This is a genomic window from Streptomyces sp. NPDC093984, assembly GCF_044764595.1.
GTDB lineage: Bacteria > Actinomycetota > Actinomycetes > Streptomycetales > Streptomycetaceae > Streptomyces > Streptomyces cynarae.
The window spans coordinates 95,808-118,170 of sequence record NZ_JBIWIM010000004.1 but is presented as its reverse complement, the minus strand read 5'-3'; the positions used below and the strand labels follow the sequence as shown (position 1 = coordinate 118,170).

Annotated in this window: 17 protein-coding genes; 15 read left to right on the top strand and 2 right to left on the bottom strand. The window is 72.6% G+C overall.

The genetic code is table 11. The annotated features are described in order from the left end of the window. Nucleotides 1-78: 78 nt before the first annotated feature. Nucleotides 79-903, bottom strand: coding sequence for an HAD family hydrolase (locus tag ACIRC0_RS16565; protein ID WP_403616750.1), 825 nt, complete (start codon nucleotides 901-903; stop codon nucleotides 79-81). Between the two features lie 614 nt (nucleotides 904-1,517). Between ACIRC0_RS16565 and ssd the strand changes: the two genes are divergently transcribed. The 7 genes from ssd (at nucleotide 1,518) to ACIRC0_RS16530 (ending at nucleotide 6,800) form a co-directional block, all read left to right on the top strand. Then, nucleotides 1,518-2,615, top strand: coding sequence for a septum site-determining protein Ssd (ssd, locus tag ACIRC0_RS16560; RefSeq protein WP_403616748.1), 1,098 nt, complete (start codon nucleotides 1,518-1,520; stop codon nucleotides 2,613-2,615). Then, complete coding sequence (locus tag ACIRC0_RS16555) at nucleotides 2,612-3,868, top strand: TadA family conjugal transfer-associated ATPase (RefSeq protein WP_403616746.1); 1,257 nt, start codon at nucleotides 2,612-2,614, stop codon at nucleotides 3,866-3,868. The genes ssd and ACIRC0_RS16555 overlap by 4 nt, the downstream gene beginning before the upstream one ends. 44 nt (nucleotides 3,869-3,912) lie before the next feature. Then, nucleotides 3,913-4,788 (top strand): type II secretion system F family protein, encoded by an 876-nt coding sequence (locus tag ACIRC0_RS16550; RefSeq protein WP_403617345.1) that lies wholly within the window; start codon nucleotides 3,913-3,915, stop codon nucleotides 4,786-4,788. Beyond that, on the top strand, nucleotides 4,785-5,618 hold the full coding sequence (locus ACIRC0_RS16545; RefSeq protein WP_403616743.1) for a type II secretion system F family protein: 834 nt from the start codon (nucleotides 4,785-4,787) through the stop codon (nucleotides 5,616-5,618). The genes ACIRC0_RS16550 and ACIRC0_RS16545 overlap by 4 nt, the downstream gene beginning before the upstream one ends. Nucleotides 5,619-5,747: 129 nt before the next feature. Then, nucleotides 5,748-5,966 (top strand): DUF4244 domain-containing protein, encoded by a 219-nt coding sequence (locus ACIRC0_RS16540; protein ID WP_403616741.1) that lies wholly within the window; start codon nucleotides 5,748-5,750, stop codon nucleotides 5,964-5,966. Continuing rightward, a complete protein-coding gene (locus ACIRC0_RS16535) occupies nucleotides 5,953-6,345 on the top strand; it encodes a TadE family type IV pilus minor pilin (RefSeq protein WP_403616738.1) in 393 nt (130 codons plus the stop codon). Before ACIRC0_RS16540 ends, ACIRC0_RS16535 begins: the two co-directional genes overlap by 14 nt. Nucleotides 6,346-6,380: 35 nt before the next feature. Continuing rightward, nucleotides 6,381-6,800 (top strand): Rv3654c family TadE-like protein, encoded by a 420-nt coding sequence (locus tag ACIRC0_RS16530; RefSeq protein ID WP_403616736.1) that lies wholly within the window; start codon nucleotides 6,381-6,383, stop codon nucleotides 6,798-6,800. Here ACIRC0_RS16530 and ACIRC0_RS16525 read toward each other — a convergent pair. Beyond that, nucleotides 6,709-9,219: a DEAD/DEAH box helicase gene (locus ACIRC0_RS16525; RefSeq protein ID WP_403616733.1), complete on the bottom strand. Its 2,511-nt coding sequence runs from the start codon at nucleotides 9,217-9,219 to the stop codon at nucleotides 6,709-6,711. The two genes, ACIRC0_RS16530 and ACIRC0_RS16525, sit on opposite strands and share 92 nt — an antisense overlap. 80 nt (nucleotides 9,220-9,299) lie before the next feature. Between ACIRC0_RS16525 and bldG the strand changes: the two genes are divergently transcribed. The 8 genes from bldG (at nucleotide 9,300) to tmk (ending at nucleotide 22,269) form a co-directional block, all read left to right on the top strand. Continuing rightward, nucleotides 9,300-9,641, top strand: a complete 342-nt coding sequence (bldG, locus tag ACIRC0_RS16520; protein WP_103840429.1) for an anti-sigma factor antagonist BldG — start codon at nucleotides 9,300-9,302, stop codon at nucleotides 9,639-9,641. A 107-nt stretch (nucleotides 9,642-9,748) separates the two neighbouring features. Next, nucleotides 9,749-10,192 (top strand): ATP-binding protein, encoded by a 444-nt coding sequence (locus tag ACIRC0_RS16515; protein WP_403616730.1) that lies wholly within the window; start codon nucleotides 9,749-9,751, stop codon nucleotides 10,190-10,192. 323 nt (nucleotides 10,193-10,515) lie between these two features. Then, complete coding sequence (locus ACIRC0_RS16510; protein WP_403616728.1) at nucleotides 10,516-12,918, top strand: sodium-translocating pyrophosphatase; 2,403 nt, start codon at nucleotides 10,516-10,518, stop codon at nucleotides 12,916-12,918. Nucleotides 12,919-13,138: 220 nt separating this feature from the next. Continuing rightward, nucleotides 13,139-13,753: a small secreted protein gene (locus ACIRC0_RS16505; RefSeq protein ID WP_403616726.1), complete on the top strand. Its 615-nt coding sequence runs from the start codon at nucleotides 13,139-13,141 to the stop codon at nucleotides 13,751-13,753. A gap of 26 nt (nucleotides 13,754-13,779) precedes the next feature. Next, nucleotides 13,780-15,297: a methyltransferase gene (locus ACIRC0_RS16500; protein ID WP_403616723.1), complete on the top strand. Its 1,518-nt coding sequence runs from the start codon at nucleotides 13,780-13,782 to the stop codon at nucleotides 15,295-15,297. 313 nt (nucleotides 15,298-15,610) lie between these two features. Next, nucleotides 15,611-15,808 carry a hypothetical protein gene (locus tag ACIRC0_RS16495; RefSeq protein WP_403616721.1) on the top strand — a complete coding sequence of 66 codons (198 nt, stop codon included), beginning with the start codon at nucleotides 15,611-15,613 and terminating at the stop codon, nucleotides 15,806-15,808. Nucleotides 15,809-16,078: 270 nt separating this feature from the next. Continuing rightward, nucleotides 16,079-18,940 carry a type I DNA topoisomerase gene (topA, locus tag ACIRC0_RS16490; RefSeq protein WP_403616718.1) on the top strand — a complete coding sequence of 954 codons (2,862 nt, stop codon included), beginning with the start codon at nucleotides 16,079-16,081 and terminating at the stop codon, nucleotides 18,938-18,940. A gap of 146 nt (nucleotides 18,941-19,086) precedes the next feature. Next, on the top strand, nucleotides 19,087-22,269 hold the full coding sequence (gene tmk / locus ACIRC0_RS16485; protein ID WP_403616715.1) for a dTMP kinase: 3,183 nt from the start codon (nucleotides 19,087-19,089) through the stop codon (nucleotides 22,267-22,269). The last annotated feature ends 94 nt before the right edge of the window (nucleotides 22,270-22,363 follow it).

The following is a 22,363-nucleotide window of genomic DNA, read 5'->3' as shown; positions in this document are numbered from 1 at the left end:
CCTTGATGCAGTTCTTTACTTTTAGGTTCAAAGAGGTGCGAATCGGGCGGGAGTGTGCTTCTCCGAGGCGTCCGGAGTTCACACGAGGGGTGCGCGGCGCCGGCTCGCGTACCAGACGAGTCCTGCCGTGGCCGCCGCCGCGCCTATCGCCGCCACCGCGAGGAGCGCGGGGCGCGGCGGTACCGACAGCCGCTGCTTCAGCCGCACCGGGCGGTGGAAGTCGAGAATCGGCCATCCCCGCGCGAGTGCCTCGCGGCGCAGCGCCCGGTCGGGATTGACGGCGTGCGGATGGCCGACGGCCTCCAGCATCGGCAGGTCGGTGATCGAGTCGCTGTACGCGTAGCAGCGCGCCAGGTCGTATCCCTCCGACTCCGCGAGTTCCCTGACGGCCTCAGCCTTCGTCGGCCCGTAGGCGTAGTACTCCACCTCGCCCGTGAAGCAGCCGTCGTCGCCCACGACCATCCGGGTGGCCACCACCCGGTCCGCGCCGAGCAGTTCACCGATCGGCTCGACGACCTCGGCGCCCGACGTGGACACGATCACCACGTCGCGCCCGGTGCCGTGGTGCTCCTCGATGAGGGAGGCGGCCTCGTCGTAGATGATCGGGTCGATCAGGTCGTGGAGCGTCTCGGCGACGATCTCCTTCACCTGCCGGACGTTCCAGCCGCGGCACAGCGCGGACAGGTACTCCCGCATCCGCTCCATCTGGTCGTGGTCGGCGCCGCCCACCAGGAACACGAACTGGGCGTATGCGGTACGCAACGCCGCCCTGCGGTTGATCAGTCCGCCTTGGTAGAAGGACTTGCCGAAGGTGAGAGTGCTCGACTTCGCAATGACCGTCTTGTCCAGGTCAAAGAAGGCCGCTGTGCGGGGCAAGGAGTGGTTTTCCACGGGCTTGAGCATAGGGGCCCACCATTCGGCGTAAGGTGGGGCGTGTGGGTTTGCCTGAGAAGGCTCTCGGGTACACCATGGAAGTCACGGATCGTTCGCGACCGTGCTAACCCGGTCCGACTCCTCCCCCCCCGAGTCGGCCGTGGGGACGACCCCCGCTCTCCCCCCCGGCGGGGGTCGTCGCATGTCCGGGTGGGTTTTTCTGTTTTTCGACGCGATTCCGCGGCCCTCCGACGGCCCCTGCGACGCGCGATGGCCATGCTCATGACCTGTAACGCTGTGTAGTCCCAGCGCTGCTCTGCGGATGCCGCCGAGCCCTCACCGGTATGGGTGAACGCGATATTCACAACCGCTGAGTTGTCCACAGTTATCGATCAAGATCCACACGATTTCCGGGATCGCTGCACCTTGATTCCAGCGCGTCCGGCCGACGGCGAGTTCCCGCCGGTTCACGGCAGCCAGTTCATGGCCCGTGCACGGCGGGTTCCGTTTGTCGGGCGCCTAGGGCCGGTTCGTATCGGCCGGTCATATGGAGGCCGGTTGCCGGTTCTCCACCCGGGCGGGAAGCGCGGGCCGAACAGGCCCGCGGACGCGCCCGAAGGAAGCAGCGAAGGGGGCTGGAAACCGTGGCGGGAGCCATCACACACGAAGGACCGGCCGCCGCCGAGGGGCGGCGGAGCGGACCGCTGATCGTCACCGAGGACGCCGAACTCCTCGACGACCTGCTGCGCCTGTGCGCGGCAGCGGGCGCCAGAGCGGAGGTGCACCCGGGAGTGCCCGAGCAGCGGGGCGGCTGGGAGGCGGCACCCCTGGTCCTGGTCGGCGACGACGCGGCGCGCCGGGTGTGCGGGGCCGTGCGCAGACGGGGAGTGGTGCTGGTCGGCCGGGATCAGGACGATCCCGGAGTCTGGCGGCGCGCCGTCGAGATCGGCGCCGACCACGTCCTGCTGCTGCCGGACGGCGAGCAGTGGCTGGTGGACCGCATCGCCGACGTGGCCGAGGGGGTCGGCCGTCCCGCGCTCACCGTCGGCGTGATCGGCGGGCGTGGCGGGGCCGGCGCCTCCACGCTCGCCTGCGCCCTCGCCGTCACCTCCGCGCGTGAGGGCAGGCGCACCCTGCTCGTGGACGCGGATCCGCTGGGCGGCGGGCTCGACGTACTCCTCGGCGGGGAGACCACGGAAGGGCTGCGCTGGCCGGCGTTCGCCGCCTCCCGGGGACGGGTGGGAAGCGGCGCCCTGGAGGAGTCCCTGCCCCAGGTGCACGCGCTGCGGGTGCTGAGCTGGGACCGCGGCGACACCGTGGCCGTCCCGCCCCAGGCGGTCCGCGCGGTCCTCGCCGCGGCGCGGCGGCGCGGCGGCGCTGTCGTCGTCGATCTCCCGCGCCGTGTCGACGAGGGGGTCGCAGAGGTCCTCGCCCAGCTGGACGTCGGGATCCTGGTGGTCCCCGGAGAACTGCGGGGCGTCGCGGCCGCGCGGCGGGTGGCGTCCGCGGTCGGCATGGTCCTCGGCGATCTGCGGATCGCGGTACGGGGGCCGTACACGCCCGGGCTGGACGACCGGGAGGTGGCGCGACTGCTGGGGCTGCCGCTGGTCGGCGAGGTGCCGTACGAGACACCACCGGCGGACGGTTCGGTACCGCCCGGGGGAGCGGCGCGGGGGTCGCTCGCCCGGTTCTGCTCGGCCTTCTGGGAGCGGGCGCTGGCCGAGGCGGGTGACCCCGTATGAGCACGGGCTGGGGCGCGACGGCAAGCACAGCGGGGCCCGCCGGGGTGGACGCGGGTGCCGGCGGCGCGGTGGGGCCCGGCGAGCGGACGCGGCTGCTGGACGGAGTGCGGCAGTGGCTTGCCGAGAGCGGGGCAGAGCCGACCCCCGCGCGCGTGGCGCAGGCGCTGCGGGAGCAGGGGCGGGTGCTCGGGGATGCGGAAGTGCTGGGTGCGGCCCGGCAGTTGCGGTCCGAACTGGTCGGCAGCGGCCCTCTGGAACCGCTGCTCGCCGACCCGTCCGTGACCGACGTCCTGGTGTCCGCGCCGGACCGGGTGTGGGTGGACCGGGGCGGCGGACTGGAGCTGACGGAGGTGTCCTTCCCGGACGCGGCGGCCGTACGGCGCCTCGCGCAGCGGCTGGCCGCCGTGGCCGGGCGGCGGCTCGACGACGCCCGACCGTGGGTCGACGCCCGCCTGCCGGACGGCACCCGTCTGCACGCGGTGCTGCCGCCGGTCGCGGTCGGCTCGACATGCCTGTCCCTGCGGGTCGTACGGCCCCGGGCGTTCACCCTCGACGAACTCGTGGCGGCGGGCACGGTGCCGCCGGGCGGGGACCGGGTGCTGCGGGGGCTCATCGCCTCCCGGCTCTCCTATGTGATCAGTGGCGGAACCGGTTCGGGCAAGACCACGCTTCTGAGCGCGCTCCTGGGCGTGGTGGGGCCGACCGAGCGGATCGTGCTCGCCGAGGACTCCGCTGAGCTGCGGCCCGACCACCCGCACGTGGTGCGTCTGGAGGGGCGGCCGGCGAACCAGGAGGGCGTGGGGCTCGTCGAGCTCCAGGACCTGGTGCGGCAGGCACTGCGCATGAGACCCGACCGGCTCGTCGTCGGCGAGGTGCGCGGGCCCGAGGTGGTGTCCCTGCTGGCCGCGCTGAACACGGGCCACGAAGGCGGCTGCGGCACGCTCCACGCGAACGCGGCGGCCCAGGTGCCCGCCCGGCTGGAAGCGCTCGGCACGGCGGCGGGCCTGGACCGGGCCGCGCTGCACAGCCAGCTGGCGGCCGCCCTGTCGGTGGTCATCCACCTCGTGCGCGACCGGACCGGGCGGCGCCGGATCGCGGAGGTGCATGTGCTGGAGCGGGACGTGTCCGGGCTCGTGGTGACGGTGCCCGCGCTGCGGTGGGGACCGGAGGCCTTCACACGCGAGCGGGGGTGGGAGCGGCTGCGGGACCTGCTCCGGGACGGAAGCGAGGGGAGTGAGGTGGAGGTGCTGTGAGCGGGGTGGGTCGGATGGCAGTCGGTGGGACGGGGCTCGGGCAGATGACGGCTGGGGGTGTGCCGGGGATCGGTCATCTGACGGTCGGTGTGGGCCTGGTGTGTGCCGGGGTGGCGGCCTGGATGGTGAGCGGCCCGAACATGGCGGCCCGCCGCGCCCGGTTGCTGTTCGCGGGCGGTGGCGCTGCGGCGCGGGGCGGTCCGCCGCCCTGGGAGCGGTTCGTACTGCGGGTGCGGCGGTTGCCCGTGGAGTGGTGGTCGGTGGCCGTGGGCGCGGTGATCGCGGTGCTCGGGGCGTCTCTTCTGCCCCTGGTGGCCGGAGCCGTGGGTGTGCCGGTGTTGCGCAGGGTGCGGCGGACGCGGGAGGCGGGGCAGGCACGGGAAGCGCGTGGCGAAGGGGTGATCGCGCTGTGCGGAGCGCTCGCCGGGGAGGTGCGCGCCGGGCGTCAGCCGGGCGAGGCACTGCTGCGGGCGGCTCGTGACTCCGGCGGGCTCGGCGAGGCCCAGGCGGCGGTGCTGGCGGCTGCGCGGTTCGGCGGGGACGTCCCGGGCGCGCTCGCGGACGCGGCACGGCAGCCGGGGGCCGACGGGTTGTCCGGGCTCGCCGCGTGCTGGCGGGTGGCCGTGGACCGGGGTGCGGGACTGGCGGCCGGGCTGGACCGGCTGGAGGCGGCGCTGCGTGCGGAGCGCGACCAGCGCGCCGATCTGCGGGCGCAGTTGGCGGGCGCCCGCTCGACGGCGGTCCTGCTCGCCGGGCTGCCGGTCCTCGGACTGCTGCTGGGCACCGCGCTCGGCGCACGCCCGCTGCACGTGCTGCTGCACACCGGGGCGGGGCTGGCGTGTCTGGTGGCCGGTGGCGTGCTGGAGGGGGCGGGGCTGTGGTGGGCGCTGCGGATCGTGCGCGGGGCGGAGGCGGCGTGAGCGCGGGCGTTGTCCACAGGCTGGGGATGTTGTGCGCGCTGCTGGCGCTGTGGTGGCCGGCGCGGACGCTCGTCGTCGCGCGGCGGAAGCGGAGGGTGCGGCGGCGGGTGGACGCGGTCCTGGCCGGTGCGGGTGCCGGTGTGGGTGCGGCGCAGGAGCGGTCGCGCGAGCGGGTGCGGGTGCCGGGGGGAGTGCTGGGCCGGGCCGAGGTGCGGGACGCCGTGCGGCGGTGGCTGCCGGTCACCGGGGCGGCGTGTGCCGGCTGGGTGGTGATCGGAGGGTTCGTCGGGCTGGGGGCCGGACTGGTCACCGGGTTCGGCGTGGCGCGGTGGCGGGCCCGGCAGGAGCGCGAGCGCGGCACCGAGGAGTACGACCCTGCCGTGGCCGCCCGTCAGCTCCCGCTGGCCGCCGACCTGCTGGCGGCGTGCATCGCGGCGGGCGCGAGCCCGGTGTCGGCGGCCCAGGCGGTCGGCGAGGCCTTGGCGGGGCCGGTCGGGGAGCGGCTGGCGCGGGGCGCGGCCGAGGTGCGGCTCGGCGGCGAACCGGCCGATGCGTGGCAGCGGCTCGCCACGCTCCCCGGCGCCGGAGCACTGGCGCGGCTCCTTGAACGGGCGGGCGATTCCGGTGCCCCGGCTGCCGCACCGGTCGGGCGCCTCGCGGCTCAGGCGCGGGCCGAGTGGGCCCGAGGGGCGACGGCACGGGCACGCCGCGCGGGCGTCCTGATCACCGCCCCGGTGGGGCTGTGCTTCCTGCCCGCGTTCATCGCGGTCGGGGTGCTGCCCGTGGTGATCGGGCTGGCGGGAGGGCTGCTGGGAGGGGGTGGGAGATGAGGGTGCACGACAGCCGGTGACGGCTGACGGACCGGACGGACCAGAGAACGGCCCCGGCCGGACAGAGAACGAGCCGGACAGACGGCCACGCAGACGAGCAGACAACAACGAGAACCCACGGGGGTTGATATGAGCAAGGCGGTACGAGTACGAGCCCGGGTGCGTGCGCTGGTGCGCCGGCTACGGGCGGTGGCGCGCAAGGACGCGGGCATGGTCACGTCCGAGTACGCGGTGGGGATCATCGCCGCGGTGGCCTTCGCGGCGGTGCTCTACAAGGTGCTGACGAGCGGGCAGGTCAGCGCGGAACTGCAGGCGATCGTGAAACGGGCGCTCAGTGTCCGGATGTGACGGCGTGAGGGGGCGCCGGGGAGCGGGCCGTGGCCGGGACCAGGGCTTCGTGACGGCGGAGACCGCGGTCGTGCTGCCCGCCCTGGTGCTCTTCGCGATGGCCCTCGTCTGGGCCTTGTCGGCCGCGTCCACGCAGATCCGGTGCGTGGACGCGGCCCGCGCGGGGGCCCGGGCGGCGGCTCGGCAGGAGCCGCCGGGCGTGGTGCGGGACACGGCCCGGCAGGCGGCTCCGGACGGCGCGAGGATCACGGTGGGCCGACAGGGCGACCTGGTACGCGTCCTGGTCGTGGCGCATCCCCCGGGCCCCGACGTGTTCCCTCTGGAACTGCGCCACGAAGCGGTGGCGTTGGCGGAGGAGACGGTGGGGGTGAAGCAGTGAGGGGATGTGAACCGGTCGCCGTCCGGAAGCTCTTGGTGGCCCTCGATGCCCGTGTGGCGGCGGCTCGTTCGGATCGCGGCACCGCCACCGTCTGGGTCGTGTGCCTGCTCGGCGCGATCTGTGCCGTGTTCGGCGTCCTGCTGGCCCAGGGCGAGGTCGTGCTGGCCCGGCACCGTGCGGCCGGTGCGGCCGACCTCGCCGCACTGGCGGCCGCGGACCACTGGATGGACGGAGGCGGCAAGGCGTGCGCGACGGCGGTCCGGGTGGCCCGGGCCCAGGGAAGCAGGCTCGTGCGGTGCGCCCTCGTGGGCGCGGTCTCCGACGTCACGGCGGCGTCGGCCGCGGGGCCGTTCACCACCGAGGTCAGGGCGAGGGCGGGGCCGGCGGAGCCGAGGGCGCCGCAGCCGCCGGACCGCTCGCCGCCTCCTCGGGCGCCCCGCGCAGCAGCACCGTGAGGAGGCGTACGGCACCCCTCTTGTGCAGCGGATCGTTGCCGTTGCCGCACTTGGGGGACTGGATGCAGGACGGGCAGCCCGCCTCGCACTCGCAGGACTCGATGGCCTGGCGGGTGGCGGACAGCCAGGCGCGGGCCGTGTGGAAGGCGCGCTCCGCGAAGCCCGCGCCGCCCGGGTGGCCGTCGTACACGAAGACCGTGGGCAGGAGCGTGTCCGGGTGCAGCGGCACGGAGACGCCTCCGATGTCCCAGCGGTCGCAGGTGGCGAAGAGCGGAAGCATGCCGATCGAGGCGTGTTCGGCCGCGTGCAGCGCGCCGCCGAGGATCTCCGGGCCGATTCGGGCCTGGTCCAGCTGGTCCTCGGTGACCGTCCACCACACGGCGCGGGTGCGCAGCGTGCGAGGAGGGAGGTCGAGTTTCGTCTCGCCCAGTACCTCACCGGTGATGACACGCCGACGCAGAAAGGAGACGACCTGGTTGGTGACCTCGACGGAGCCGTAGCACAACCGGCCCTCGCCCCAGGGGATTTCCACGTCCGTCTCCAGGACGGAGATGGAGGTGGTGTCGCGGGCGACCGTCGTGTACGGCGGGTTGGCCTCCTCGACCAGGGCGACGGAGTCCTCCAGGTCGAGCGACCGCACCAGGTACGTACGGCCCTGGTGCAGATGGACCGCGCCCTCGTGGACCGTCGTGTGGGCGGCGCCCGCGTCGACCGTGCCGAGCAGCCGCCCGGTGCCGGCCTCGACGACCTGGACCGGGCGCCCGCCCGCCCCGCGGATGTCCGTGAGGTCGGCGGCCCGCTCCCGGCGCGTCCAGTGCCAGGTCTTCGTGCGGCGGCGCAGCAGCTTCGCGGCCTCCAGCTGCGGCAGCACGTCCACGTACGCGGGACCGAACAGCTCCAGGTCGTCCTCCGTCAGCGGCAGCTCGGCCGCCGCCGCGCACAGGTGTGGCGCGAGGACGTAGGGGTTGTCCGGGTCGAGGACCGTGGACTCCACCGGCTGGTCGAAGAGGGCCTCGGGGTGGTGGACGAGGAATGTGTCCAGAGGGTCGTCACGGGCGACCAGAACCGCGAGGGCGCCCTGCCCGGCACGGCCCGCGCGGCCCGCCTGCTGCCACAGCGACGCGCGTGTCCCCGGGTACCCGGCGATCAGCACGGCGTCCAGCCCGGACACGTCCACGCCGAGCTCCAGGGCGGTCGTCGCTGCGAGGCCGAGGAGTTCCCCGGAGTGGAGGGCCCGCTCCAGGGCGCGACGCTCCTCGGGAAGGTAGCCGCCGCGGTAGGCGGCCACGCGGCGGGCCAGGGAGCGGTCGACCTCCGCCAGACGTTCCTGGGCGATCACCGAGATCAGCTCGGCGCCGCGGCGGGAGCGGACGAAGGCGACCGAGCGCACGCCCTGCACGGTCAGGTCGGTCAGCAGGTCGGCGGTCTCGGCGGTGGCCGTGCGCCGGACGGGCGCGCCCCGCTCTCCGTGCAGCTCGGTGAGCGGCGGCTCCCACAGGGCGAAGACCAGCTCGCCACGCGGGGAGGCGTCGTCCGCGACCTCGACGACCGGCACGCCGGTGAGGCGGCGGGCGGCCACCGATGGCTCGGCGGCGGTCGCGGAGGCCAGCAGGAAGACGGGTGAGGCGCCGTAGCGGGCGCACAGGCGGCGCAGCCGGCGCAGGACCTGGGCGACATGGGAGCCGAAGACGCCGCGGTAGGTGTGGCACTCGTCGATGACGACGTACTTCAGGGCGCGCAGGAAGGAGGACCAGCGCGGATGGGAGGGCAATATGCCGCGATGCAGCATGTCGGGGTTGGTGAGGACGTAGTTGGCGTACTGGCGTACCCATTCCCGTTCCTCGGGCGGCGTGTCGCCGTCGTAGACCGCGGCTCGGATCGCCGTGCCGAGAGGATGTGAAAGTTCCTTCACCGATCGGCACTGATCCGCCGCGAGGGCCTTGGTGGGGGCGAGGTACAGGGCGGTCGCGCCCCGGCCGTTCGGAGCCTCGGCGCCGTCCAGCAGCCGCGACAGCACCGGGACCAGGTAGGCGAGCGACTTGCCCGACGCCGTGCCCGTGGCGACCACAACCGAGTCGCCGTCCAGGGCGTGCTCGGCGGCGAGCGCCTGGTGGGCCCAGGGGTGCTCGATGCCCGCGCGCCGCACGGCGGCGACGACCTCGGCACGGATCCGGTCCGGCCAGACGGCATGGCGGCCCTCTCGCGGGGGCAAGTGCTCCGTATGAGTGATGCGCGCAGCCCGGCTCGGACCCGAGGCGAGCCGGTCCAGCACCGTGCCCGGCGAGAGGCGGGACACGGGGCCCGTCATGGGTCGATCGGATCGGTGATTCTTGGCCATCGGGACCGAGTGTGTCACTGGCGTGACGGACAATGGGTCCAAGGCGTCGTACACGCCTGCCGGTAAGTGATTGAATGCCATCGCGGCTGGCGAACCGTCCCGGGGGCTGAAGCCGAGGTGCCCGAGGGGCGACCGCTCGATAGCAAGGTGCTGGAGGATCCGTGGACCTGTCCCTGTCGACCCGTACCGTCGGCGATCGTACGGTCGTCGAGGTCGGTGGCGAAATCGACGTATATACCGCGCCCAAGCTGCGCGAGCAGCTGGTCGAGCTGGTGAACGACGGGAATTTCCACCTCGTCGTCGACATGGAGGGCGTGGACTTCCTCGACTCCACCGGGCTCGGCGTGCTGGTAGGCGGCTTGAAGCGTGTTCGAGCCCATGAGGGCTCCCTGCGCCTGGTGTGCAACCAGGAGCGCATTCTCAAGATCTTCCGCATCACCGGCCTCACCAAGGTGTTCCCGATCCACACCTCGGTCGAGGAAGCGGTGTCGGCCACCGACTGACCCCGCTTCCGGGCCGTGGCGCCCGGACGGCAGAAGCAAAGAGCGGGGGGTACGGGCCAGTACGGCCCGGCCCCCCGACCGCACGCCCGAAGTTCTGAGGGGGATGCATGGCCACCGTTGAACTCCGCTTCAGCGCGCTGCCCGAACACGTCAGGACCGCCCGGCTCGTGGCGGCGGCGGTGGCGCGCCGGGCCGGAGTGGAGGAGGCCGCACTCGACGAGGTCAGGCTCGCCGTCGGGGAGGCCTGCTCCCGGGCCGTCGGACTGCACCAGAGCAACGGCATCTCGGCGCCGGTGCGAGTGGTGCTGACCGAGGAGGAGAAACAGTTCTCCATCGAGGTCGGCGACGAGGCTCCGCACATCGTGCCCGGGGACGAGCCGCCGGGTGTCGACCCGGTCGAGGCGGAGGCGGAGGCCGAGGAGGACGAGATGGGCCTCGCGGTCATCAGTGGCCTCGTCGACGACGTGGAGGTCACCACCGGGGAGAACGGCGGACTGATCAGAATGAGCTGGCCGGCCACGCCGCCCGGCGCCGCCCCGTTCCCGGCCTGAGGGCACGTTTCTCCCTCGAGCCCCGAAGACTTCTCCGGAAGGGTCCTGCCTGTGCAGGGCCCTTCTTTTTGTAAAGTCGTATCGTAATTCGTGAACCGCTTCACGTGAAGGAATTCACGATCAATAGCCCGATAATTTGATCAAGAGCCCATCTCGTCAATGGTTTTGAGGCGTTACCACTTTCGGGTTCTGTGGCTGATGTGCGATCTTTTCCTGAAGAGCAAGTGACGTCTCAATCGGTTTACCGCGCACTGTTTTGATCAGGTTCCGGTACCTACAATCCGTCCACATCTTGAGCTCAGCCCAAGCGTCAAGGAGGACGAATGGCGGGGCTTTCTACCCCTCAACAGTTTGACCACCCCTCAGCCCTCGCGGCCGCGGTCCTGACCCACGACAACCGCATGATCGTGGTGGTCATCGGGGCCGTCGCACTGGCGGCCCTCGTGGTGGCCGGGATTCTGGTGCGCGAGGTACTCGCGGCCGGCGAGGGCACCGACAGCATGAAGAAGATCGCGGCCGCGGTCCAGGAAGGCGCGAACGCCTATCTGGCCCGGCAGTTGCGCACGCTCGGCGTATTCGCCGTGGTGGTGTTCTTCCTGCTCATGCTGCTGCCCGCGGACGACTGGAATCAGCGCGTCGGACGGTCGGTGTTCTTCCTGATCGGTGCGGCGTTCTCGGCGGCCACCGGCTATATCGGTATGTGGCTCGCCGTGCGCAGCAATGTGCGCGTCGCCGCGGCGGCGCGCGAGGCGACCCCGGCGGAGGGTGAGCCGGAAAAGGACCTCACCGCCGTCTCGCACCGGGCGATGAAGATCGCTTTCCGTACGGGCGGTGTCGTCGGCATGTTCACGGTGGGGCTCGGTCTGCTGGGCGCCTCCTGTGTCGTGCTCGTCTACGCGGCGAACGCCCCGAAAGTCCTCGAGGGCTTCGGTCTGGGCGCCGCGCTGATCGCCATGTTCATGCGTGTCGGCGGCGGCATCTTCACCAAGGCCGCCGACGTCGGCGCCGACCTGGTCGGCAAGGTCGAGCAGGGCATTCCGGAGGACGATCCGCGCAATGCCGCGACCATCGCCGACAACGTGGGCGACAACGTCGGCGACTGCGCGGGGATGGCTGCCGACCTCTTCGAGTCGTACGCCGTCACGCTCGTCGCCGCGCTGATCCTGGGCAAGGCCGCGTTCGGCGACTCGGGACTGGCGTTCCCGCTGATCGTGCCCGCGATCGGGGTCGTGACCGCGATGATCGGCATCTTCGCGGTGGCCCCGCGCCGGGCCGACCGCAGCGGCATGTCCGCGATCAACCGGGGCTTCTTCATCTCCGCGGTGATCTCGCTGGGGCTCGTCGCGGCGGCCGTCTTCGCCTACCTGCCGTCGTCGTACGCCGCCCTCAAGGGCGTCACCGACGCGACGATCCGCGCCAAGAGCGGCGATCCGCGGATCCTCGCGCTCGTCGCGGTCGCCATCGGCATCCTGCTCGCCGCCCTGATCCAGCAGCTGACCGGCTACTTCACCGAGACCAGCCGCCGTCCCGTGCGGGACATCGGCAAGACCTCGCTGACCGGTCCCGCCACCGTGGTCCTCGCCGGTATCTCCGTCGGTCTGGAATCGGCCGTCTACACGGCGCTGCTGATCGGTCTCGGCGTCTACGGGGCGTTCCTGCTCGGTGGTACGTCGATCATGCTCGCGCTGTTCGCGGTGGCGCTGGCCGGCACGGGCCTGCTCACCACGGTCGGCGTGATCGTCGCCATGGACACCTTCGGTCCTGTCTCCGACAACGCACAGGGCATCGCCGAGATGTCCGGCGATGTCCAGGGCGCGGGCGCGCAGGTGCTCACCGACCTGGACGCCGTGGGCAACACCACCAAGGCGATCACCAAGGGCATCGCCATCGCCACCGCCGTCCTCGCCGCCTCGGCGCTCTTCGGCTCGTACCGCGACGCGATCACCACGGCCGCCCAGGACGTGGGCGAGAAGGTCGGCGACGGCGGGCCGATGAGCCTGGTCATGGACATCTCGCAGCCCAACAACCTGGTCGGCCTCATCGCCGGCGCGGCGGTCGTCTTCCTCTTCTCGGGGCTGGCGATCAACGCGGTGTCGCGGGCGGCCGGTGCGGTGGTCTTCGAGGTGCGGCGGCAGTTCCGCGACCGGCCCGGGATCATGAACTACACGGAGAAGCCGGAGTACGGCAAGGTCGTCGACATCTGCACCAAGGACGCCCTCAGGGAGCTGGCAACTCCCGGTCTGCTCGCCGTCATGGCGCCCATCGCCCTCGGTTTCACACTGGGCGTCGGAGCGCTCGGCGCGTACCTCGCGGGCGCGATCGGCACCGGCACGCTGATGGCGGTCTTCCTCGCCAACTCCGGAGGCGCCTGGGACAACGCCAAGAAGCTCGTCGAGGACGGCCACCACGGCGGCAAGGGAAGCGAGGCGCACGCCGCGACGGTGATCGGCGACACGGTCGGTGACCCGTTCAAGGACACCGCAGGCCCGGCGATCAACCCGCTGCTGAAGGTGATGAACCTGGTGTCGCTGCTGATCGCGCCCGCGGTCATCAAGTTCTCCTACGGCAGCGACAGGAACATCGGCGTGCGGATCGCCATCGCGGTGCTCGCGCTCGTCGTGATCGTGCTCGCGGTGTACGTCTCCAAGCGGCGCGGGATCGCCGTGGGTGACGAAGACAACGCCGAGAACGTGTCCAAGCCCGCTGATCCGGCGGTGGTGTCGTAGCCCCGGCTGCACGGCACCCGCTCTTACGCCTGGTCAGACACGGGCACACGGGCGGGCGTACGGCGCTCCTCCAGAGGCCGTGCGCCCGCCCGTGTCCGTGTGCGGAGCCCGCTCGTGAGCCTTCTCTCGCTTGGTGCAAAAGGCTGCAATAGCACCCATGGGTGATATTCGGCCTGCGGGTGTCGCCCGATTGGCGTGTATCTTCCGGGCCGAGAGAGCCATGGAAGGGACCAATCCGGTGAACAAGAAGCTCGCGGCCACAGTGTCCGGCGGTGCGGTACTGGTACTGGCGCTGTCGGCCTGCACCAGCGGTGGCAAGAACCAGACCGACGACAAGCTGGCCTCCTGGGCCAAGCAGGTCTGCGACGCGGTGCCGGCGCAGAACGCGAAGATCAAGGCCGCCAACGACGCGATCACCAAGGCGGCCTCGGACACCACGAACCCGCCGGCGACCATCCAGAAGACCGACTCCCAGGCCTTCCAGGACATGTCCGACGGCTACAAGGCGCTCGCGACCGCCCTGAACAACGCCGGAGCGCCCCCCGGCGTCGACGGCGGTGCGCAGCGGCAGCAGGACGCCGTCAAGACCCTGAACAACCTCTCCGCGTCCTACGCCGACCTGAAGAAGAAGGTGGACGCGCTCAACACCAAGGACCAGGGCAAGTTCGCGTCCGGGCTGCACGACATCGCGGCCCAGATGACCGAGCTGGAGAAGCAGAACCAGAGCGGGACCACGGCGCTGAAGAACCTCGAGCAGGGCGACGTCAAGAAGGCGATCGCGGAGCAGGCGAGCTGCAAGAAGGCGGCCGCTACGGCCTCGGCGACCGCGGGCTGAGTCCGCCCGCACGCCACAATGGGGGCGTGAGTACCCCCAGTCGCACCCTGCCCTCCCTGGACCGCACCGATGTCGCCGCACGGCTGCGGGACGCCCTGCTCGGCGCCTCCTTCACCGCCGACGGGCTGCTCGACCTGCTCGGAGCGCCCGCGTACGCGGCGCTCGCGCGGAGCGAGACCGTCCCCGCACTCCGGGCGACGCGCGGAGACACGCCGCTGGAGACACTCGTACGGCTGTTCCTGCTGCAACAACCCGTGCTCCACGCGCGTGTGGCCGACGTCCTGCCCCTCGACGCCTGCCTGGAGGCCGGCTGGCTGGTGCGCACCGGCGGGGACGAGGTCGCCGCGACCGTGGACGTGCGGCCGTACGGCGGACCGGACGGCGAGGACTGGTTCATCGTCTCCGACCTCGGGTGTGCCGTCGGCGGTGCGGGGGGCATCGGCAGCCGGGACGAAAGCGTCGTCCTCGGGGTCGGCGGCGCCTCCACCACCCTCGCCGGCATCACCGTACGGACCCCCGTCGGCTCCGCCCTCGACCTCGGCACAGGCTCCGGGATCCAGGCGCTGCACGCCGCCCAGCACGCCACGCGCGTGACCGCGACCGACGTCAACGCGCGCGCCCTGCACATCGCCGCGCTCACCCTCGCGCTGTCCGGCGCCCCGGCCGCCGATCTGCGCCAGGGGTCGCTCTTCGAGCCGGTCCGGGACGACGAGACGTTCGACCTGATCGTCTCGAACCCGCCCTTCGTGATCTCCCCCGGCGCCCGGCTCACCTACCGCGACGGCGGGATGGGCGGGGACGATCTGTGCCGCACGCTCGTCCAGGGGTCGGGGGAGCGGCTCAACCTGGGCGGGTTCGCGCAGTTCCTCGCCAACTGGCAGCACGTGGAAGGGGAGGACTGGCAGGACAGGCTCAGGTCGTGGGTGCCGCGCGGCTGCGACGCGTGGATCGTGCAGCGCGAGGTGCAGGACATCACGCAGTACGCCGAGCTGTGGCTGAGGGACGCCGGGGACCACCGCGGCGATGCGGCCGAGTACCAGGCGCGGTACGACGCGTGGCTGGACGAGTTCGAGGCGCGCAAGGTGCGCGCGGTCGGATTCGGCTGGATCGCCCTGCGCAGGACCGATGCCGCCGAGCCCTCGATCACGATCGAGGAGTGGCCACATCCGGTCGAACAGCCGCTCGGAGACACGGTGCGTGCGCACTTCGACCGCGTCGACTACCTGCGGGCGCACGACGACGCCGCCCTGCTCGCCGGGCACTTCAAGCTCGCCGCCGAAGTCGTCCAGGAGCAGGTCGGGCTGCCCGGCGCCGAGGACCCGGAACACGTGGTGCTGCGCCAGCACCGGGGGATGCGCCGCGCCACCAAGGTGGACACGATCGGCGCGGGCTTCGCGGGCGTCTGCGACGGCACGCTGAGCGCGGGACGGATCCTGGACGCCATCGCCCAGCTGGTCGGCGAGGACCCCGTACTGCTGCGCGACCGCACGCCCGCACAGATCCGGTTGCTGGTCGAACAGGGGTTCCTGGAGCCCGCGCGCTGACGGGCGGCGATGCCGAGTGGGGCCGAGGTCTGGGGCCGATGGGGCCGCCGGGGCACCTGGGGCTGCTGCTGGGTCACCGGGGTCGGCGCGAAGCTCCGCACCAGCGAGTTCGCGCCGAGTTCGTCCCGGCCCCGGCCCCCGGCCACCGCCCTGCACGCCCGGTCGCGCCGGGGCGCACAGGGCGTGCGGGGTGGACTGTCCGCCGCGCGTTCACCTCAGGTTCGCGTGCAGGCTTTCCCGGCGTGCCAGCCTCCCGTCGCCGGGGCGGGTCGGGCGGAGGGAAGCCGGGCCGGCCGGGCGGGAGGGAAACGACATGGAGAGCGGGCCGGCGATCATCACGGGGGCGGTGTTCGTCCTGTCCGGCGGCGGTCTGCTGACCTGGACCGCGACCCGGCTGTACCGTGGGGAGCCGGTGGCGGACGGTGTGAGCCGTATCGCATCCGCCACGCTCGCGAGCCTGGCCGCCATGGCCGCGCTCGCGACCGGTACGTGGTGCTTCTTCCGCCTCTGACATCACCGTTCCCGGTCCGCGGGCGACCGGAGCCGGAGTAACTGGGAGATCACGCCCCGGACAGGTCCGAAAAAGCCGCTGGACAGTCCGGGCGGCAGGAATGCCGGTAGTCGGGTTACCGTTCGAGTGGCCGTTGTGGGCTTTTCCCGTTTGACACGGGGGCGGGATGTACCGTCACACTCCGCAGCGTCACCAGCGAGCCAGAAAGCGACCTCACCCCGGGACCACGGCCTGGGGAGGCCCCAGCGTCGACCGGAGAGAAGAGCCAAGTTGTCCCCGACCAGCGAGACCGCACAGGGCGGCCGCCGACTCGTCATCGTCGAGTCGCCTGCCAAGGCGAAGACGATCAAGGGCTATCTCGGCCCGGGCTACACCGTCGAGGCGAGCGTCGGGCACATCCGCGACCTTCCGAACGGCGCCGCGGAGGTGCCCGAGAAGTACACCGGCGAGGTCCGCCGCCTCGGCGTGGACGTCGAACACGACTTCCAGCCGATCTACGTCGTCAATGCCGACAAGAAGGCGCAGGTCAAGAAGCTCAAGGATCTGCTGCGCGAATCCGACGAGCTCTTCCTCGCCACCGATGAGGACCGCGAGGGCGAGGCCATCGCCTGGCACCTCCAGGAGGTGCTGAAGCCGAAGGTCCCCGTCAAGCGGATGGTCTTCCACGAGATCACCAAGGACGCGATCCAGCAGGCCGTGCGCAACCCTCGCGAGCTGAACCAGAAGCTCGTCGACGCCCAGGAGACCCGCCGCATCCTCGACCGGCTCTACGGCTACGAGGTCTCGCCGGTCCTGTGGAAGAAGGTCATGCCGCGCCTGTCGGCCGGACGTGTCCAGTCGGTCGCCACCCGTCTCGTGGTGGAGCGGGAGCGCGAGCGCATCGCGTTCCGTTCCGCCGAGTACTGGGACCTGACGGGCACCTTCGCCACCGGCCGCGCGGGGGACCCCTCGGACCCGTCGTCGCTGGTCGCCCGTCTGCAGAGCGTCGACGGCAGGAGGGTCGCGCAGGGGCGTGACTTCGACTCCCTGGGACAGCTCAAGAGCGATCAGATCCTCCACCTCGACGAGGCGAACGCCCGCGCCCTCGCCGCCGCCCTGGCGGACACCCGCTTCTCGGTGCGGTCCGTCGAGTCCAAGCCGTACCGTCGCTCGCCGTACGCCCCGTTCCGTACGACGACGCTGCAGCAGGAGGCGAGCCGCAAGCTCGGCTTCGGCGCGAAGGCCACCATGCAGATCGCGCAGAAGCTGTACGAGAACGGCTACATCACGTACATGCGTACGGACTCCACGACGCTGTCGGACACGGCGATCACCGCCGCCCGCGCCCAGGTCACGCACCTGTACGGCGCCGAGTACCTGCCCGACGCGCCGCGCACCTACGCCGCCAAGGTCAAGAACGCCCAGGAGGCGCACGAGGCGATCCGGCCCTCGGGTGATCGTTTCCGCACCCCGGCGGAGACGGGCCTGACCGGCGACCAGTTCAAGCTCTACGAGCTGATCTGGAAGCGGACCGTCGCCTCCCAGATGAAGGACGCGACCGGCAACTCGGTCACCGTCAGGATCGGCGGCACCGCCGCCGACGGCCGGGTCGCCGAGTTCAGCGCGTCCGGCAAGACGATCACCTTCCACGGCTTCCTGAAGGCGTACGTCGAGGGCGCCGACGACCCGAACGCCGAGCTCGACGACCGCGAGCGCCGGCTGCCGCAGGTCGCCGAGGGCGACGCGCTGAGCGCCGAGGAGATCACCGCCGACGGCCACGCGACCAAGCCCCCGGCCCGCTACACCGAAGCCAGCCTGGTCAAGGAGCTCGAAGAGCGGGAGATCGGCCGTCCGTCGACGTACGCGTCGATCATCGGCACGATCCTGGACCGCGGCTATGTGTTCAAGAAGGGCACGGCCCTCGTGCCGTCCTTCTTGTCCTTCGCCGTGGTCAACCTCCTGGAGAAGCACTTCGGGCGGCTCGTCGACTACGACTTCACCGCCAAGATGGAGGACGACCTCGACCGCATCGCCCGCGGCGAGGCGCAGGCCGTGCCGTGGCTGAAGCGGTTCTACTTCGGCGAGACGGCATCCGGCGGCGGCTTCCCCGCGGGCACCAACGGCACCGCGGCCGACGCCGGGAACGGCGACGGGGACCACCTCGGCGGCCTCAAGGAGCTGGTGACCGACCTGGGCGCGATCGACGCGCGCGAGGTGTCGTCGTTCCCCGTCGGCAACGACATCGTGCTGCGGGTCGGCCGCTACGGCCCGTACATCGAGCGCGGCGAGAAGGACACCGAGCAGCACCAGCGCGCCGACATCCCGGCCGACCTGGCGCCCGACGAGCTCACCGTCGAGCTGGCGGAGGAACTGCTGGCCAAGCCGAGCGGCGAGCGCCCGCTGGGCACGGACCCGGAGACGGGCCGCCCGATCGTCGCCAAGGACGGCCGCTACGGCCCCTACGTCACGGAGATCCTCCCCGAGGGCACCCCGAAGACCGGAAAGAACGCGGTCAAGCCGCGCACGGCCTCGCTGTTCAAGTCGATGTCCCTGGACACGGTGACCCTCGGCGACGCGCTGAGGCTGATGTCGCTGCCGCGTGTCGTGGGCACCGACGCCGACGGGCAGGAGATCACCGCGCAGAACGGCCGCTACGGCCCGTACCTGAAGAAGGGCACGGACTCGCGCTCGCTCCAGTCCGAGGACCAGATCTTCACGATCACGCTGGAGGAGGCCCAGGCGATCTACGCCCAGCCCAAGCAGCGCGGCCGGGCGGCCGCCAAGCCGCCGCTGAAGGAGCTGGGCGAGGACCCGGTCAGCGGGAAGCCGGTCGTCGTCAAGGACGGCCGCTTCGGGCCGTACGTCACCGACGGCGAGACCAACGCGACCCTGCGCTCCGGCGACAGCGTGGAGGCCATCACTCCGGAGCGCGGCTTCGAGCTGCTCGCGGAGAAGCGCGCCAAGGCGCCCGCGAAGAAGACGGCGAAGAAGGCCGCCGCCAAGAAGGCACCGGCCAAGAAGACGACGTCGACCGCGGCGAAGAAGACGGCCGCCAAGAAGACCGCCGCGAAGACGACTGCGAAGAAGACGACGACGGCGAAGAAGACCGCTGCCGCCAAGACGGCGGCGTCGAAGGGCACCGCGGAGGACTGACGCGGAAGAGGACCGAGCCCGAAGGGGCGCCGGTTCCTCACAGCCCCTTCGCTAAACACACGGTCCGGCATCGGTTCGGTGTCGGGCCGTGTGTACATGGCGAGTGGCCTCCTCGTGCTGTCGGTGGCTCCCGATAGTCTGAATGCATGACGCGAGCCGAGCAGCCAACGGCCCCCCAAGCGGCCCCCGACGACGCCCTGGTCGCAGATTCCCGCGAGCGCGCCGTCCGCGCTTTGCTGCGCCAGCCGCAGCTGAAGCGGCTGTGGAGCGCCCAGCTCGTGGGCGGCATCGGTGACGCGCTCGCCGTGCTCGTCCTCGTTCTGCTCGTCCTCCAGGCGGCCGTCGCCGAGGGCCCGTTCGGCGGCGGCTACCGGGGTGTGGCGTTCGCGATCGCGACCGTCTTCGGCGCGCGGATCCTCTCCACCCTGCTCTTCGGGGCCGTGCTCCTCGGCCCGCTCAGCGCGCTGACGTCCCAGGAGGGACCGCTCGACCGCCGCTGGACCATGGTCGGCGCGGACGGTGTGAGGGCCGCCCTGCTGATCGTCGCCCCCCTGTGGATCGACTGGACCCCGGGCAGCGCGCTCGCGCTCCTGCTGGTCACCGCCTTCGTCACCGGCGTGGCCGAGCGCTTCTGGACGGTGTGCCACGAGAGCGCGGCGCCCGCCCTGCTGCCCGCGCCGCCCCTGGAGGGCGCGACGGTGCGTCCGCTGCCGGACCACATGGACGCCCTGCGCCGTCTGTCGCTGCGGACGGGATTCGTGGCGGTGCCGCTGGCCGCTGCCGGACTCGTCGTGGTGGCGCTGGTGAACAACCTGCTGGGCACGGGCATCGCCTGGTTCGCCCAGCACCAGGCGGCCCTCGCGTCGTACGTGGCGGCCGGACTGTTCGCCGCCTCGCTGTCGGTGGCCACCTCGCTCGAGCTGCCCGACACCCGCACCCCCCGCGCGCGGTCGCCGCTGGAGGGCCTGCGCCGCCCCCGCACGGACGCGGGCGTCGCGAAGGGCCGCACGGGCGCGCTCCCGCTCCTGGTGCTCGCCTGCGCGGCAGTCGCCGGGGCGGTCGCGGCGGCCGTCGCCGTCTGTGTGCTGCAGGCCAAGGACCTGGGCGGCGGCCCCGTGCTGTACGGCCTGCTGGTCCTCGCGCTGACCGGCGGCACGGTGATCGGCATCCGTACGGCGCCCCGCGTGCTGCCCGCGCTGTCGCGGCGCCGGCTGCTCGCGCTGGCGATCGCCCTCACCGGGATAGCGCTGCTCGCCGCCGGTCTCGACCCGGACGTCACCAGCGTGCTGCTGATCGCGCTGCTCGCGGGCATCGGCGCGGGCGTGGCCGCGAACACCGGGCACACACTGCTCGACCAGGAGGCCGAGGAGCACCGCCGGGCGCGGACGACCGAGCATCTGCACGCGGTCGTCCGGGTGTGCGTCGCGCTCTGCGCGCTCGTGGCGCCGCTGGTGGCCGGGGCCATCGGGCCGCACCGGATGGAGAACGGCAGGTTCGTGTTCGCGCACGGCGGCGCCGCCTTCACGCTGATGCTGGTCGGCGCGCTGCTGCTGCCCGTGGCCGCACTGGTGCTCGCCAAGGTCGACGACCGCTCCGGTGTGCCGCTGCGGCAGGACCTGCTCGACGCCCTGCGCGGCGGCGACGATCCGGAGCACGCCCCCGCGGCGAACGGATTCTTCATCGCCCTGGAGGGCGGCGACGGCGCCGGGAAGTCCACCCAGGCCGAGGCGCTCGCCGAGTGGATCCGTGCCAAGGGCCACGAGGTGGTGCTGACCCGTGAGCCGGGTGCCACTCCGGTCGGCAAGCGGCTGCGGTCCATCCTGCTGGACGTCTCCAGCGCCGGCCTGTCGCACCGCGCCGAGGCGCTGCTGTACGCGGCGGACCGCGCCGAACACGTGGACACGGTCGTACGTCCGGCCCTGGAGCGGGGCGCCGTCGTGATCTCGGACCGGTACATCGACTCCTCCGTGGCCTACCAGGGCGCGGGCCGTGACCTGTCCCCGACCGAGATCGCCCGCATCAACCGCTGGGCGACCGACGGCCTCGTGCCGCACCTCACGGTCCTGCTGGACGTCGCGCCGGAGACCGCGCGGGAGCGGTTCACCGAGGCGCCGGACCGGCTGGAGTCGGAGCCGGCCGAGTTCCACGCGCGTGTGCGGTCCGGTTTCCTCACGCTGGCCGCCGCCGACCCCGCGCGCTATCTGGTCGTCGACGCCGGACAGGAGCCCGAGGCGGTCACGACCGTGATCCGGGCCCGGCTCGACCAGATGCTCCCGCTGTCCGAGGCCGAGCTGAAGGCGCAGGAGGAGGCGCGCCGCAAGGCCGAGGAGGAGGCCCGGCGCAAGGCCGAGGAAGAGGCGGCACGCAAGGCCGAGGAGGAGCGGCTGGAGCGCGAGCGCCAGGAGCAGCTCGCCAAGCTGCGCGCCGAGGAGGAGGAGCGCAAGCGGCGCGAGCTGGAGGAGGCGCAGCGCCGCGAGGCAGAGCGGCAGGCGGAGGAGGCCCGGCGGCGGGCCGAGGAAGCCCGTCGGCGCGCCGAGGAGGAGAAGGCGCGGCTGCTCGCCGAGGAGAAGGCCCGGGCCGAGGAGGAGGCGCGGCGCAGGGCCGAGGAGGAGCGGCGGCGCCGGGAGGCCGAGGAGGAGGCCCGGCTGCGGGCGGAGGCCGAGGAGCGACGGCTGGAGAAGCAGCGGAAGGCCGAGGAGGCGCTGCTGCGGGCCGAGGAGGCGCGCAGGGCCGCGGCGGAGGCTGCGGCGACGGCCGCGGCGGCGGCATCGGCCCCGCCCACCACGCGAGCCGCCGGATCCGGCGCGCCCGCACGGGGTGCGTCGCCGGACAACGAGACGACGGTACCCACGCCGCTGGTGACGCCGACGAACGCGTCCGGCGGGCCGCTGGACGAGACCGCGGTCCTGCCGCCGGTGCGGGTGCGCGACACCGACGCCGAGACCACGGCGGAGCTGCCGGCGCCGCCCGAGCCGCAGGGAGCGGCCGACGAGACAGCGGTGCTGCCCCCCGTGGTGCCGGGATCCGCCGACGAGACGGCCGTCCTGCCGCCCGTACGGGACGCGGGCGCCGGTGCTCCGGGGGACAGGGTTCCGCCCGGCTTCTTCCGCGACGAGCGCCCGGCTCCGCGACCGGACGGCGCCGAGGACCGCACGCGCGAGCTGCCGCAGCTGGACGCCGAAGGCCGCCCCCGCCGCCCGCGCCCGGACTGGGCGGAGGAGACGCCCCTGGACGACCTCCCGACCCTGGCGGACGAACTGCTCGGCCCCCGGGACGACGAGGACTGGGACGACGGCCGGGACGGACGGGGACGCGGCAGGCGCCGCTGAGCCGGACCTGCCCCGGCGGTCGGTGCTGCCCGCCGCCGTTGTCAGTGGTGACCCGCACAATGGATCGCGGTAGGGCGCAGTACGACGGAAGGGC